Genomic DNA, 14,815 nt, shown 5'->3' with positions numbered 1-14,815 from the left:
AGAACGCACCACCACCGCAGCACGCTCCACCCCAGCCACACCCGCCAGAGCAGCCTCGACCTCACCCAACTCCACCCGGAACCCACGAATCTTCACCTGATCGTCCGAGCGCCCCACGTACTCAAGCTCGCCCTGCCGGTTCCACCGGACCACGTCACCGGTGCGGTACATCCGCGAGCCCTCGCGGCCGTACGGGCACGCCACGAACCGCGACGCCGTCAGGCCGCCGCGCCGCACGTATCCCAGGCCGACGCCGGGACCGGCCACATACAGGTCGCCGACCACACCCACCGGGACCTGGCGCAGGCCCGCGTCCAGGACGAAGAAGGCCAGGTCGGCGAGCGGCACGCCCACCGGGCTCACATGGCTGTCCAGGTCCGCGGGGACGATGCTCCGGAAGGAGGCGTGGACGGTGGTCTCCGTCGTGCCGTACATGTTGATCATGTGCGGCCAGGTCTCGCGGCGGTCGAGCCACGGCCGCAGCTTGGACGGTTCGAGCGCCTCGCCCGCGAAGATCACGGCTTCCAGGCTGTCAAGGCGGTACGAGTGGATGGCGCGGTCCGACCCGTCCGGGCCGGTCGCGTCCTGCCGCCGCAGGTCAGCCGCCTGCAGGGCGTAGAAGGCCGACGGCGTCTGGCTCAGGACGGTGACGTGCTCGTCGACGAGCAACTGGTGGAAGTCCGTGGCGGACTGGACGACGTCCTCGGGGACGACGACCAGGCGCCCGCCGTGCAGCAGCGCACCCCACATCTCCCACACCGACACGTCGAACGCGTACGAGTGGAACAGCGACCACACCTGTCCCGGTGCCGGTACGAATCCAGGAGCCGTCGAGGTGAAGAGCCGGGTGACATTGGCCTGGCTGACCGCGACGCCCTTGGGCACACCGGTGGTACCGGACGTGTAGATGATGTAGGCGATCCGGTCGGCGCCGGGGACGGGCAGGGCCACGGGCGGCAGGGCGGCGAGCGTCGGGTCCTCGACATCGATGACCGTGGCACCGGCTCCCTCGACCCGGTGTGCCGACTGGGACGTGGTCACGACGGCGGTCGGAGCCGCGTCACCGAGGATGAACTCCACCCGCTCGTCGGGGTGCTTGACGTCGATCGGCACATACATCGCGCCGAGTTTCAGCACGGCGAGGACGGCGATCACGGTCCGGGCGGAGCGCGGGAGCAGCAGCGCGACGGGGTCACCGGCGCGCACGCCGCGGTCGGACAGGAGCCGCGCCAGCCTGGCCGAGGCCTCGTCCACTTCCCGGTACGTCCACGACCGGCCCTCGAACACCAGGGCCACGTCGTCCGGGCGTTGCCGCACCTGAGCCGCGAACAGCTCGGGTACGGCCGTGCCCCCGCACGTAACCGGGGCCGTGCCCGCGGCCTTGTCCGGGGCCGCACCCTCGGCCTTGTCCGGTGAGGTGCCCGTGCGCGCAGCCGACAGCACGTCACGGCGGCCGAGCCGGTCGAGGTGCGTGCGCTCGTCGTCGTCGAGCACGTCGACCGCGTGCACCGGCTGGTCCATGTCGGCGACCATCGCGGAGAGGACGCGCCGCAGACGGGCCACCATGGACTCGATCGTCGCCGCGTCGTACACGTCGGTGCGGTACTCGACCACGCCGCCGATGCCCGCGGGCGCGCCGGATTCGGTGTACCGCTCGCCGATGCCGAACGTCAGGTCCATGCGGGCGGCGCGGGACGTCGTGGGCACGATGTCGGCCCGTACGCCGGGCAGCCGGAGCGCGGGCGTGATGGTGTTCTGCCAGCCGAGCATGACCTGGACGAGCGGGTGATGCGTCTGTGAGCGAGCGGGGTTGACCACGTCGACCAGGGCGTCGAAGGGCGCGTCCTGGTGCGCGGACGCGTCCAGGGTCTGCTTCCGTACCTGCCGCAGCAGGTCCGCGCAGGTCATGTCCGCGGATATCTGCGTGCGCAGCACCAGGGTGTTGGCGAAGAAGCCCACCAGTTCGGCGGTGTCGGCGTCGCGTCGCCCCGTCGTCGGGACGCCGAAGGCGACATCGGGGTTGCCGCTCAGCTTGGACAGCAGCAGGGCGAGTGCCGTCGAGACGACCATGAAGCCGGTGGACCGGTGTTCCTTCGCCACCTGCCGCACCTGTTCCTGCAACGCGGCGGGCCATTCCACCGCGATCCGGTCGCCCCGGTGGTCGGCGACCGGCGGGTGGGGCCGGTCGGTCGGCAGCTCCAAAAGGCCCTCGAAACCGGAGAGCGCCCTCTCCCAGTACCGCAGGTGGCGGCTCAGCGCACTGTCGGGGTCCGTATCGTCCCCGAGCTTCTCGCGCTGCCGGAGCGTGTGCTCGGTGTAGCTCACGGGCAGCGGCGCCCAGTCGGGGGTCTCGCCGTCGGCACGTGCGCGGTAGGCAAGTTCGACGTCCCGCAGGAGCGGCGCGAGCGACAGTCCGTCCGCGGCGATGTGGTGCACGACGACCGCCAGGAGGTGCTCGTCGGCCGCCACCTCGAAGAGCCGTGCGCGGAAGGGGATTTCTTCGGCAAGGTCGAACTCGTACCGCGTCACCTGCGCGACGGCGTCGTCCTGGGTGTCCGCGGGCTGGTCCGAGATGTCGACGACCTGCCACCCGAAATCCGCGTCGGACGCGTCGACGACGCGTTGCCGGGGCACGCCGTCCACGGCGGGGAACACCGTCCGCAGGCTCTCGTGCCGGGCCACCGCGTCAGCGATCGCCGCTCCCAGCGCCCCCGCGTCCAGCGGACCGGTCAAGCAGAGCACCAGGGGAATGTTGTACGTCGCCGACAACCCTTCCAGGTGGTGAATGAACCACAACCGGCGCTGGGCGAAAGACAGCGGGATCAATGCTCAACCTTACTTCCAGCGGGCAGCACAAAGCTGCCGGCGAGCTACAGGGAATTCACGCCAGTCGGCAACAAGTCGTTCTGTTAATCAACAAGTCTGCACATAAATGGTTACAGCACGTCGACGAGGTCAGCGGTCATGAATTCACGCATTCTGATGGCACCGGAGACCAGGGCAAAATATCGAGCGGTGAGTTCGGGTGATTCGGCAACGGCGTGCAGCATGCGCAGTCTTGCCTTCGTCGGGCGGAGCTGCGCGAGTTCGAGCGTGCTCAGGTAGGGCTCGTTGAGTGCGGTGTTCATGGACTTTTCGAACCGGGCGAGTGCCTCGTCGGTCGCGAGTGCGTCGGCCACGTCCACGCCGGACAGGGAATCGGTGATGAGTTCCGCCTGTATCAGCGCGTTGGTGATGCCGCGTGCGCTGATGCTGTCGAGATGGTGTGCGGCGTCCCCGACGAGAGCCCAGCCCGGTCCGTGTGCCTTCCGGAAGTAGTTCCGCTGATCCCCGGTACCGCGCCATCGGTCGGCGCGCTCGGCGGACATCAGTTGGTCGTACAGGTGCGGCGCGGTGGATTCGACAGCCGACAGATAGGCCGCCTCGGGATCGCGGCGAGCGGCCGCGAACTCGTTCTGCGGCAGATAGGCGGCCACGATCGTGAGGCCGTCGTGCGTGGGAATCCTGGCGATCCAGCGCCCCACCTTCTCGTGGAATCCGAAGCCGGTGTGCAGCCCCTGCCAGAACGTGTAGTACACGCAGCTCGCCAACGGGTCCGACCGCACCACTGGCGCGTCGACCAGCTCCGCGACCTTCGACCGCATGCCGTCGGCCCCGATGACGAGGCCCGCCGACACCGTCGTCGTCGACTCGCCGACGCGCAGGCGCACTCCGGTGACCCGGCCGTCGCCGCGGACCACCTCCTGGACGCGCGCTCCGTCCATGAACGTGGCACCCGCCGCCACGGCGGCCCGGACCAGCAGATCGTCGAGGACATAGCGCCTGGGGGCGTACGCGGCGCTCACTCCGTCCGCCGTCGGCACCGAGGAGGCCAGACGGAGGCCGTCGACCTCATGGCTGATGGTGGCCAGAGGGGGGCAGCCGGAGGCCACGACGTCGTCGAGGACGCCCCATTGGGCGAGCCTCTTCACCCCCGGGTGATGAATGTAGAGCGTGGACATCGTGTCCGAGGGAAACGCCGCCTTGTCGACCAGCAGGACCCGGCGCCCTTGCCGGGCAAGCAGCATTGCGGTCGACGCGCCCGCACATCGCGCGCCCACCACGACAACGTCATAAGCGGTCATTTCCGGAACTCCGACGCCGAGGCCGAACAGGGCGCGCGGGTCCTCGACCTGAAGTGCCGTAACGCGAACGCTTGGCGGGACGGGCCGGGACCGTCCACGACGGAGTCTGATCGAACTGTCATGCGGCGGAGTGTACTCATGATCACGCGAGTTTCGGAACCCTTTCAAAAGGGGTCCGACCTGCTGTTCATGCTGGCTACACGCGCATATGTGACGCCCAGTTCATGCCACCTACACCCGTACCGCACCCGCCCATGACCCAAGTCCGGACCAGCGACCTTTGCGAACTCATAACCCGGCGCTGGATAGCTCTTTGACAGTTCTTGGTCTCGACACGGGAAGCAACGGCCTGGGAAATCAGGGGTGTTGCGCAACCCCATCCCTTTTCACACGGATGCGCAGGTCGTCCGACCATGTGGAAATAAAGATGCCTCTGGTGTGCGGAATCCCGGACGGGAGTCCGCACTCCAGAGGCAGAGATCAGGTGCCCGGCCCGGCAGAGGTCAGGTGCCGGGCTGGGCCGAGGTCACTTGCCCAGCTTCGCGGCGTTGGCCGCGCGGCGGGCGAACATCTTCTCCTTGGCCTCTTCCATCTCGCGCAGCGCCGACTTCCGTTCCCGCTTGGCGAGGCGGTCCAGGTAGAGGCTGCCGTGCAGGTGGTCCGTCTCGTGCTGCAGGCAGCGGGCGAAGTAGCCCCGCCCTTCGATCACCAGGGGGTTGCCGTCCTTGTCGCGTCCCCGTACGACGGCACGGTCGAGGCGGGGCACCATGCGGTAGGGGCCAGGAACCGAGAGGCAGCCCTCGGTCTCCTCGATCAGCGTGCGCTCCGAGGCCTCGACCTCATCGAGCACGGGGTTGGCGATGTGCCCGACGTGGCGCACCCCCCACTCGTCCGTGATGTCCCAGATGAACAACTGGAGGTCCACGTCGACCTGGTTGGCGGCGAGCCCGGCTCCGTCCGCCACCTGGTTCGTGGCGAACATGTCGTCGATGAGCTTGGAGAGCTCGGGGGTGCCGAACTCGGTGACCTCCCGGCACCGGCGGTTGAGGATGTCCTCGCCGACGACGGTGATGCGGCGCACCTCGCCCCGTTCGACCTCCGGCGCGTACCTCGGATAGGACTCGACGGGTTCGCCCTGCACGCGCACGCGGCGGTCCTCAGAGGTGTCATCGAAACGAACAGCCATGGAGTTTCAACGCCTTCCACACATGCGTCAGCCGGCCAGGGACGGGGTCCCGACCGGCTGCGCCCAGCTTGACCGAATGCTTTCCAAAGTAGCACTCTTTGCAAAGTGAGCGATGAGAACCGTCAAGCAGCGTCCGCGGGCCCGCCGTTGCGCCGCGCCCGCAAGCAACTCCCGGACCACCCCCTGCGCGTCGCCCTCCTCGACCTGCTCGCCGAAGTGGGCACGGTCACCTCCACGCAGGCCGCCGAGCGTCTGGGTCACAGCTCCGGCCTCTGCTCCTTCCACCTGCGCCAACTCGCCCGGCACGGCCTCATCGAAGAGGTCCCGCGGCAGGGCGGCCGAGCCCGGCCGTGGCGACTGCGCTGGGAGTCCGGCCACTCCTCGCAGCAGGGGGCGTCGGAGGAGTTCGACACGCTGGCGCGCGGACTGGAGGACGAGAGCTATCAGCACTGGCTGGGCCATCGGGACCAGGCTCCGGCCGAGTGGCGGCACGACGAGTCCTTCAGCGCGGTGGTCCACCTGACCCCGGCGGAGATGACCGAGCTCGCCGCCTCCGTACGCCAGTTGCTCGCCCCGTACCGCGACAGGGACCAGCGCCCCGCCGCCCGGCCCGCGGGCGCCATGCCGGTGGCCGCGATCGCCAGGCTGTTCCCGCTCCTGCCGGAGAACCCCGCGCAGCCGCCGACCGACCCGCGGGACGACAGCGGTCGAGGGACCGAGGGCTGAGAGGAAGCCGAGGGCTGAGAGGAAGCCGACGGCTGAGAGGAAGCGGCCAACACCCGGGCGGGAATCAGCGAAGGGGTGCGGGCCGTGAACCGGCCGACACCCCTTCGCCTTTCTGCCCGCAGCCGCTACGGCGGCGCTACCGGCGGCTGCGTACGAGCAGATACAGGAAGTACGGCGTACCGATCACGGCCGTCATGAGACCCGCGCCGAGCTGGGCCGGTGCGATCACGGTCCGGCCCACCAGGTCGGCGACGCACACGAGGATGGCTCCCAGGAGCACGGCGACCGGCACCACCCGGGCGTGCCGGCGGCCCACGAGGGCGCGGGCCGCGTGCGGTGCCACCAGGCCGACGAAGCCGATGGTGCCCGCGGCGGCAACGGCGGTGGCGCTCAGCACGACACCGAGGCCGAGGAAGCCGAGGCGCCCGCGGCTCAGATCGAGGCCGAGCAGCCGCGGGGTGTCCTCGTCGAGCGACACGAGGTCGAGTTCGGTGCGCCGCACGACCGCGACGACCAGGCCCACGGCGAGGACGATCGCGAGGGGCACCACGTCGGGCAGGGTCCGCCCGTACGTGGAGCCGGAGAGCCAGGTGAGGGCCTTCGTCGCGTTGAAGGGGTCGGTGAGGATGATGAGCAGGCTGATCAGGGCCGTGGCCCCGGTGGCGACGCCGAAGCCGACGAGGACGAGCCGGTTCTGCTGGAACCCGCCCCGCGCGGCAAGTCCGAAGACGATGACCGAGCTGACCACGGCACCCGCGAACGCCCCGCCTGCCAGGCTCCACGAACCGGCCACGGGCACCGTCGTCACCAGCAGGACGGCACCCGCCGCGGCACCGTTGGACACGCCGAGGACACCCGGTTCGGCCAGGGGGTTACGGGTCACGGCCTGGATGAGAGTCCCGGAGAGGGCGAGCGCCGCGCCCGCGAGCAGGGCGGCCAGGACGCGGGGCATCCGGGTGTCGAGTACGAAGGCGACGGTCTGGCCGGCGCGGCCCTGCGCCCAGTTCACCACGTCGCCGAGGAGCAGCTTGCTGTCGCCGATGAGCACGGCGGCGACGGTGACGCCGACGAGGGCGAAGGCGAGGACGGCCGTGGTGAGGACGAAGACGGCTCTGCTGCGGATGCGCAGTCGGTCCACTGGGACGGTGCCTGCCGTGTCCCGGGCCCGGGCGGCCATGACGATCAGGAAGACGGCGCCGACCAGACTGGTGACGACGCCGGTCGGCACGGCGACCGACAGGTCCGATGACACCATGGCACGCAGCAGCACGTCGGAGCCGAGCACCAGGGCCGCGCCGGTGAGCCCGGCGAACGGCAGCCTGGCCCGTGAGCGGGTCAACGCGTGGAATCTGCGGGCGAGGGGACGTACGAGTGCGGGGGCGCACAGGCCGACGAAGCCGACAGGGCCCGCGAGGGTGACGGCGGCCGCGGACAGCAGGGCTGCGAGGACGACGGCCGTGACGCGGGTGGAGCGGACGGGCACGCCGACGCCGCGCGCGGCCTCGTCACCGAGCGCCAGTGCGTCCACCCTGCGCGCGAGCAGCACCAGACCGATGAGGCCCACCAGGCCGATCGGCGCCATCTGCAGCACACCGTCGAAGCCGTTCTGCGCGATGCTGCCCTGGTTCCACTCGTAGAGGCCCGCCGTCTCCTCGGGGTACAGCAGGAGCAGGCCCTCGGTGACGGCGGTGAGGCCGAAGGTGAGGGCGCTGCCCGCGAGCACGAGCCGTACGGTGCCCGCGCCGAGACCGGAGAGGGAGAGGACGACGGCTGCCGCCGCGAGACCGCCGAGGAAGGCGATGCCGGAGGAGGCGAGCAGCGGCAGGGAGAGGCCGGTGGCGGCGGCGAGGCCGAGGGCGAAGTAGGAGCCCGCGTTGACGGCGAGGGTGTCGGGCGAGGCGAGGACGTTGCGGCTGACGGCCTGCAGAGCGGCGCCCGCCATGCCGAGCAGTACGCCGACGAGGAGGCCCGCGGTCATCCGCGGCAGCCGCGACGCGATGACGACGGACGCGTCACCGGCCTCGGCCCGGCCGGTGAACGCCTTCCACACCTCGGGCGGGCCGACGGCTGCCGTGCCCTGGGTGATGTCCACGACCGCGAGGGCCGCGACGAGCAGGACCAGTGCGGCCGTCACCGCGGCCGCGCCCGAACGGGACGCCGCTGTCGAAGGACGGGTGGCGGGGGTGGTTGCGGTGACGGCCATGGTGTTACTTCTTCAGTGCCTTGACGACGGAGTCGACGTACTGGTTCATCGACTCGGTGCCGCCGAACATCCAGACGCCGTCGGGCAGTCGGTGGACGTTGCCCTTCTTGACGAACGGCAGCGACGTCCAGACCTTGTCCTTCTTCAGGACGCCGGAGAACGGGTTGCTGCCCTTGTCGTCGTCGTTGCCGATGTAGGCGAACTGGACGTCGTCGTCGAGCTTGGTGAGGCCTTCGACGTCGGTGGCGCCGAGGCCGTAGCTCTTGTCGCCCTTGACCTTCCAGTTGTTCTTCAGGCCCAGCTTCTCGTTGACGGCGCCGATGAGGGAGCCGCTGGTGTAGGGCCGGATCGAGGTCTGGTTGCTGGTGACGTAGCCGTCGGCGAAGGCGAACTTCGTGCCCTCGTGTCCGGCGCCGGCGAGCGCCTTCCTGCCCTCGGCGAGCTTGGCCTCGAAGCCCTTCTTGAGCTTCTCGGACTGCTTCGTGGTGCCGGTGGCCTTGGCGATGAGGTCGAGGTTCTCGGTCATCTGCCCGATCGGGTCCGCGGCGTCGGCGGCGCGCAGCGTCAGGACGGGGGCGACCTCGCGGAGTTGCTTCACGGCGGCCGCGGGCAGGTCGGTGGTCGCGATGACGAGGTCGGGCTTCAGGGACGCGACGGTGTCCATGCTGGGCTCACCGCGCGTGCCGATGTCCTTGGGGTCGTTCTTCAGCGGGGCTGCGGTGTCCCACGTCTTGTAGCCCTTGACGTCGGCGACGCCGGTGGGGTCGACGCCAAGCGATATCAGGTTCTCGACGGCGTTCCACTCGGTGCCGACGACCTTCTTGGCGGGCCCGTCCAGCTTCACCTTCGCACCGGTGGCGTCGATGAGGGTGATGCGGTCGGCGGCGCTCTTCTTCTTGTCGTCGGCGGAGGGCTCGGTGGTGCCGCAGGCGGACAGGGCGAGGGCCGCGGCGGTGGCGGCCGCCGCGGTGATCAGGAGGCGTCTCATGGGGTGGTGCTGAGCCTTTCGCTTCGCGAGTGGTGGCGGCCGATGGCGCGGGTGCGCAGCAGGCCGGTGAGGGGGTCGGTCTCGACCTCGATGCGAATGCCGTACGTGTCGGTCAGCCGCTGCGGTGTCAGTACGTCTTCGGGGGTGCCGTCCGCGACGACCCGCCCCGCGTCGAGCAGGAAGATCCGGTCGGCTATGGCCGCGGCCTGGTCGAGGTCGTGCAGGACGGCGCCGACGGCGATGCCGTGGTCGTCCGCCAGGTCCCGCATGAGGTCGAGGAGTTCGACCTGGTAGCGGAGGTCGAGGTAGGTCGTGGGCTCGTCGAGGAGGAGCACACCCGTCTCCTGGGCGAGGCATCCGGCGAGCCATACCCGCTGGAGCTGGCCGCCGGACAGGTGCTCGGCCCCGCGTTCCGCGAGCTCGGCCACGCCGGTCATGGTGAGCGCGCGGTCCACCGCCGTACGGCCGCCCGGGTCGGACTTGCCCCAACGGCCCCGGTACGGATAACGGCCGAATTCGACCACGTCCCGTACGGTCAGCCCGCTGGGCGTGGGGCGTCCTTGGGTGAGCAGGGCGACGCGCCGCGAGAACTCACGGGGGCTCAGGGCCAGGCCGTCGGTGTCGCCGTCGATGACGAGGGTGGCGGTGCGGGGCTGCTGCAGCCGTGCGAGCGTGCGAAGGAGCGTCGACTTGCCGCTTCCGTTCGGGCCCACCAGTACGGTCACTTCGCCTGGTCGCAGCGTCATCGAGGCGTCGTGTACGACATCGACGCCTTCGTACGCCACGGTGACACCCGTGGCCGACAGTTCATGACCTTCGGGCGGCGCGGCCGCTGCGGTCTTCTCGCCTACATGCACGCTGGAGAGGTTAGCCTAACCTTACGAACAGCGGAACAGGCGCCCTTGCGCAGCGGCCACAAGGCGAATTTCGGCCAGGATCAGCGTTGCAGCGCCTTGAGCAGGTGGTGGCCGAAGTCGGCGGGGTGAGTGGTGAGTCCGGTGTGGCCGCCGGGGAAGTGCACGAGTTCGGCGCCGAGGAACTCGGCCAGGAAGGCCGCGGGACGGTAGGGCAGCTCACCGCGTGAGTCCTCTCCGCAGGCGAGCACGAGCCGGTCCGAGAGCGCCTCCAGGCGGGTGACGTCCGGGGCGTAGGACATGAAGGCGGGCACGATGCGTCCGACGAAGTACGGCAGGTTGGCCATGGTCTGCTCGGCGCGTGCCGCGGCCTGGGACGGGAGCTTCACCTCCGCCTCCGGCTTCGGCTCGGCCTCAGCTTCCGTCTTCGGCTCGGCCTCAGCTTCCGCCTTCGGCTTTGGTTCGGCCGTCGGTTCCGCCCCCAGTTCGGCGGCCCCACCGCCGTCCTTCTTCAGCCCTGCGGCGAACACGGCCATGGCGGGCATGAGGCCCTCGGCGTGGAAGGTCTCCTGTACGCGGGCGATGAGCGCGCGGTGCTCGGGTGCGTCCGGCAGTACCTCGACGAGCGGCGGCTCGTGGACCACGAGGCGTTGGATCCGGTCGGGCCGGGCGGTGAGCAGATGCAGGGCCGCGACGGCGCCCGAGCTGGTGCCGAACACCCGGGCGGGCTCGCCGGGTGAGAGCAGGTCGAGCAGGCGCAGCGCGTCGTCGGCGTGCTCGGCCACCCGCTGCTCGGCGTCGGGGTCGTCGAGGGTGCTCCGCGACATGCCGCGCGGGTCATAGGTCGCGACGGTGTACGCGGCGGCGAGGTCGTCGGCGACCTGGTCGAAGGCGGCGGCTCCGCCCGATCCGCCGGGGATCAGCAGCAGGAGCGGGCCCTGGCCGCGTACTTCGTAGTGCAGGGTCGCGCCGTTCACCGGCAGGCTGCCGGTCGCCGGGCAGCCGTTGCCCGAGGCGCGTGCCCCGTCGATCGTCGGGCCGGTCATGAGGAGTCTCCGTCTCTCAGCGGGGGCCAGTTCTCCAGGAGGGTGTGCAGGGCGTCCAGGGCGCGGACCCACGAGGCCTGCGGGGAGCGCGCGTGTGCGAATCCGCCCGCGGCCTCCAGGGCGACGAAGCCGTGGAAGGTGCTGCGCAGCAACCGGACCGCGTCGGTCAGGTCGGGCTCGGCGAGGCCGTAGCCGCGCAGCATCCCGTAGGTCAGCTCGACCGCGCGCCGCGGTCCGGGTGCGCTCGCGGCCAGTTCGGGGTCGATGGGGATCGGGGTCTGCGTCGCCGCGTAGCGGCCGGGGTGCCGGTGGGCGTACTCCCGCCAGGCGCCGGCGAACGCGACCAGGGCGTCCTTGCCCGAGAGACCGGCGGTGGCCTCCGCGATGCGGATGGTCTTCTCGTCCGCCGCGAGCAGGGCGATGCGCCCGCGCAGATCCTCCAGGCTGCGCACGTGCGAATAGAGGCTCGCGTCCTTCACGCCGAGCCGCCGCGCCACTTGCGCCATGGTCACCCGGTCGAGCCCGATCTCGTCCGCCAGCTCGGCAGCCGCACTCGTCACCCGCTCCCGGGTCAGTCCCGCACGCACCATGAGCCCTCCCTGCTTCCTAGGGCCCCTAGGTTATACCTAGGGACCCTAGGAACGACAAACGGCAAACGGCAAACGGCAAACGGCGAACGGCAGCGACCTCACTTTGATCAGCCATAAGTTAGACTTATGAGGTCATAGGCGGGACCCGCGTACCAGGTTAGGTTCCCCTTAGCTTACGGTTGCCCTTCGAGTCAGTCGTCACTGCCGAAGGGAACCTGAGCATGCACCGCCCCCTGCGGGTAGCCATCGTCGGAGCCGGACCCGCTGGGATCTACGCCGCCGACGCGCTCCTGAAGTCCGATGCCGCCGCCGACCCCGGCGTGTCCATCGACCTCTTCGAGCGGATGCCCGCCCCGTTCGGCCTGATCCGTTACGGCGTGGCGCCCGACCACCCGCGGATCAAGGGCATCATCACGGCCCTGCACCAGGTCCTCGACAAGCCGCAGATCCGCCTCTTCGGCAACGTCGACTACCCGCGCGACATCAACCTGGACGACCTGCGGGCCTTCTACGACGCGGTGATCTTCTCCACCGGTGCCACGGCCGACCGCGCCCTGGACATCCCGGGCGTGCAGCTCGACGGCTCCTACGGCGCCGCCGACTTCGTCTCCTGGTACGACGGCCACCCGGACGTCCCGCGGACCTGGCCGCTGGAAGCCGAGAAGGTCGCCGTCCTCGGCGTCGGCAACGTCGCCCTCGACGTGGCGCGCATCCTCGCCAAGACGGCCGAGGAACTGCTGCCGACAGAGATCCCGCCGAACGTCCACGACGGCCTGAAGGCGAACCGGGCCAAGGAGATCCACGTCTTCGGCCGCCGCGGCCCCGCCCAGGCCAAGTTCAGCCCGATGGAGCTGCGGGAACTGGACCACTCCCCCACCATCGAAGTCATCGTCGACCCCGAGGACATCGACTACGACGACGGCTCGATCGCGACCCGCCGCAGCAACAAGCAGGCCGACATGGTCGCCAAGACGCTGGAGAACTGGGCGATCCGCGACGTGGGCGAGCGCCCGCACAAGCTGTTCCTGCACTTCTTCGAGTCGCCGACCGAGATCCTGGGCGAGGACGGCAAGGTCGTCGGCCTGCGCACCGAGCGCACCGCTCTCGACGGCACCGGCAACGTCAAGGGCACCGGCACCTTCAAGGACTGGGACGTCACCGCCGTCTACCGCGCCGTGGGCTACCTCTCCGACAAGCTGCCCAAGCTGCCCTGGGACGTCGAGTCGGGCACCGTGCCCGACAAGGGTGGCCGGGTCATCGAGGAGACCGGGGCGCACCTGCAGTCGACGTACGTCACGGGCTGGATCCGGCGCGGGCCCGTGGGCCTCATCGGCCACACCAAGGGCGACGCCAACGAGACGGTCGCCAACCTCCTGGACGATCACGCGAACGACCGCCTTCCGGCGCCCGCTTCGCCCGCGCCCGAGGCCGTGGACGCCTTCCTCTCCGAGCGGAACGTCCGCTTTACCACGTGGGAGGGCTGGTACCGCCTCGACGCCGCGGAGAAGGCGCTCGGGGAGCCGCAGGGCCGCGAACGCGTGAAGCTCGTCGAGCGTGCGGACATGCTCAGGGAGAGCGGGGCCTGACCACCGGGTCCGGCGCACGCACTCGACACCGACCGGCCGTCGCGCGATGCGGGGCGGCCGGTCTCGCCCGTTCGGACAGACTCTAAGCTGTGCGAATGCTTGTCTACGCCCCTGCGGCGCTGCTCCTCCTCGTACTCTGCTGGCGTGTCCTGCGTGAACGCCGCAAGTTCAGCAACGCGGTGCTCCTGGGGCTCGCCGCGCTCTGCGCTCTCGTCGCCTGGTTCTCACAACTGATCGGCTCCGACTCGGCGGTGGGGACGTTCATCGCCTTCGCGTTGCTCGCGGTCGCGGCCGTCGGCTTGCTGCTGCTCATCTGGTTCCTCTTCTCCAACGGCCTGCGCATGATGCGCAAGGAGGGCAGGAGCCCCACCAATCTGCTCTCGCTGCTCGCGGGGGCGTCCTTGCTCGCCGTCGTCGCCCTGCTGGTCGCCGCCGCGGTGGTGCGCTCCCCGGTGCTGCTCGGCCTCGGCGCGGCGGCTCTCGGCGTGACCTGCTATCTCTCGTTCCTGTTCCTCAGCATCCTTGGCTACTCGTTCCTCTACGGGCGGTTGCAGGTCCGCCGCAAGGCCGACTACGTGATCGTCCTCGGCTCGGGCCTGATCGGCGGAACCACCGTGCCGCCGCTGCTCGCGAGCCGCCTGGACCGCGCGAAAGAGGTGCACGAGCGGATGGTCCGGCGCGGCGCCTCCCCCGTACTCATCGCCTCGGGCGGCCAGGGGCCCGACGAGAAGCTGCCCGAATCGCACGCCATGGCCGACTACTTGACCGCTCGGGGATTCCCCGCCGACCTGATCGAGCGGGAGGACCGGTCGACGACGACGGAGGAGAACCTGCGGTTCAGCAAGGCGATCATGGAGAAGACCGGCCCCGGCTACCGGTGTGTCGTCGTCACGAACAACTACCACGCCTTCCGCGCCGCGTTGACCGCCCGGCGGGTCGGAGTCAGGGGCCAGGTGGTGGGCTCCCCCACGGCGGCCTACTTCTGGCCCAACGCGATGATCCGTGAGTTCGCGGCCATCCTCGACACCTACCGGCGGACCAACATCGCCATCTGTCTGCTGTTGCTCGCCTGCGGTGTGCTCGTCTGGGCAGCGCGTTGAGGACGCCGTTCAGAGCGCCTGGAGCTGCGTGAGCAGGGACAGTGTGTCGGCGTTGACCCAGTACTCGACGAACCGGCCGTGTTCCATGCGCAGGGTGTCCGTGCCGGTCCAGGTGACCACCGTGCCCGGTAGGGCCTTCGCGCCGGGGAACCCGCCTGCGTACGTACCCGTGGCGGTCCAGCGGGCCGAGGCGTAGCGGCCGTTGACCACCGGGCCGACCTCGACAGTGAAGCGCAGGTCGGGGATCGCCGACCTGATCTGTCCGATCCATTCGATCAGGCCCTCGGCGCCGTGGATACCGCTGGTCCTTCTGGGGTGACGGCCGGTACCGGTGTCCGGGCGTGGCTGGCCGGTGCCGCGGGCCGGGAGGGCGGTTGTCTCGGCGCGCCCCCGGCTCGGCGTCCGTGGCACC

General features: G+C 70.2%; 12 protein-coding genes. 3 read left to right on the top strand and 9 right to left on the bottom strand.

The features are described 5' to 3' along the window. The 3 genes from IG78_RS0127370 to def form a co-directional block, all read right to left on the bottom strand. Nucleotides 1–2,826: non-ribosomal peptide synthetase (locus IG78_RS0127370; protein ID WP_157855882.1), on the bottom strand; the 2,826-nt coding region annotated here is incomplete at its 3' end. Between the two features lie 110 nt (nt 2,827–2,936). Then, nucleotides 2,937–4,124, bottom strand: a complete 1,188-nt coding sequence (locus IG78_RS0127365) for an NAD(P)/FAD-dependent oxidoreductase (protein ID WP_030567822.1) — start codon at nt 4,122–4,124, stop codon at nt 2,937–2,939. Nucleotides 4,125–4,650: 526 nt separating this feature from the next. Next, nucleotides 4,651–5,310: a peptide deformylase gene (gene def / locus IG78_RS0127360; RefSeq protein WP_030567820.1), complete on the bottom strand. Its 660-nt coding sequence runs from the start codon at nt 5,308–5,310 to the stop codon at nt 4,651–4,653. A 105-nt stretch (nt 5,311–5,415) separates the two neighbouring features. On the opposite strand from def, the gene IG78_RS0127355 reads away from it, so the two are divergent. After that, entirely contained in the window at nt 5,416–6,036 is a 621-nt protein-coding gene (locus IG78_RS0127355; RefSeq protein WP_051852985.1) for a helix-turn-helix domain-containing protein, read from the top strand. Between the two features lie 136 nt (nt 6,037–6,172). On the opposite strand, the gene IG78_RS0127350 is transcribed toward IG78_RS0127355, so the two are convergent. From IG78_RS0127350 to IG78_RS0127330, 5 genes are all read right to left on the bottom strand, one after another. Further along, nucleotides 6,173–8,239 (bottom strand): iron ABC transporter permease, encoded by a 2,067-nt coding sequence (locus tag IG78_RS0127350; RefSeq protein WP_030567817.1) that lies wholly within the window; start codon nt 8,237–8,239, stop codon nt 6,173–6,175. A gap of 4 nt (nt 8,240–8,243) precedes the next feature. Further along, the gene (locus tag IG78_RS0127345; protein ID WP_030567815.1) at nt 8,244–9,227 is read right to left on the bottom strand and encodes an iron-siderophore ABC transporter substrate-binding protein; all 984 of its coding nucleotides are present in this window, start codon (nt 9,225–9,227) and stop codon (nt 8,244–8,246) included. Further along, nucleotides 9,224–10,084 carry an ABC transporter ATP-binding protein gene (locus IG78_RS0127340; protein WP_030567813.1) on the bottom strand — a complete coding sequence of 287 codons (861 nt, stop codon included), beginning with the start codon at nt 10,082–10,084 and terminating at the stop codon, nt 9,224–9,226. Before IG78_RS0127340 ends, IG78_RS0127345 begins: the two co-directional genes overlap by 4 nt. A gap of 80 nt (nt 10,085–10,164) precedes the next feature. Further along, nucleotides 10,165–11,127, bottom strand: coding sequence for an alpha/beta fold hydrolase (locus IG78_RS0127335; RefSeq protein ID WP_051852984.1), 963 nt, complete (start codon nt 11,125–11,127; stop codon nt 10,165–10,167). Then, nucleotides 11,124–11,717, bottom strand: coding sequence for a TetR/AcrR family transcriptional regulator (locus IG78_RS0127330; RefSeq protein ID WP_030567809.1), 594 nt, complete (start codon nt 11,715–11,717; stop codon nt 11,124–11,126). Before IG78_RS0127330 ends, IG78_RS0127335 begins: the two co-directional genes overlap by 4 nt. Before the next feature lie 221 nt (nt 11,718–11,938). Between IG78_RS0127330 and IG78_RS0127325 the strand changes: the two genes are divergently transcribed. Next, nucleotides 11,939–13,303, top strand: a complete 1,365-nt coding sequence (locus IG78_RS0127325; RefSeq protein WP_030567807.1) for an FAD-dependent oxidoreductase — start codon at nt 11,939–11,941, stop codon at nt 13,301–13,303. A 95-nt stretch (nt 13,304–13,398) separates the two neighbouring features. Beyond that, nucleotides 13,399–14,403 (top strand): YdcF family protein, encoded by a 1,005-nt coding sequence (locus IG78_RS0127320; protein WP_030567805.1) that lies wholly within the window; start codon nt 13,399–13,401, stop codon nt 14,401–14,403. Nucleotides 14,404–14,412: 9 nt separating this feature from the next. Here the strand turns inward: IG78_RS0127320 and IG78_RS0127315 are convergent, their stop codons facing one another. Then, nucleotides 14,413–14,814 carry an ester cyclase gene (locus IG78_RS0127315; protein WP_051852983.1) on the bottom strand — a complete coding sequence of 134 codons (402 nt, stop codon included), beginning with the start codon at nt 14,812–14,814 and terminating at the stop codon, nt 14,413–14,415. Between the last annotated feature and the right edge of the window lies 1 nt (nt 14,815).

The organism is Streptomyces aureocirculatus, from assembly GCF_000720475.1.
Classification (GTDB): domain Bacteria; phylum Actinomycetota; class Actinomycetes; order Streptomycetales; family Streptomycetaceae; genus Streptomyces; species Streptomyces aureocirculatus.
This window is presented reverse-complemented; position numbering and strand designations above follow the sequence as displayed.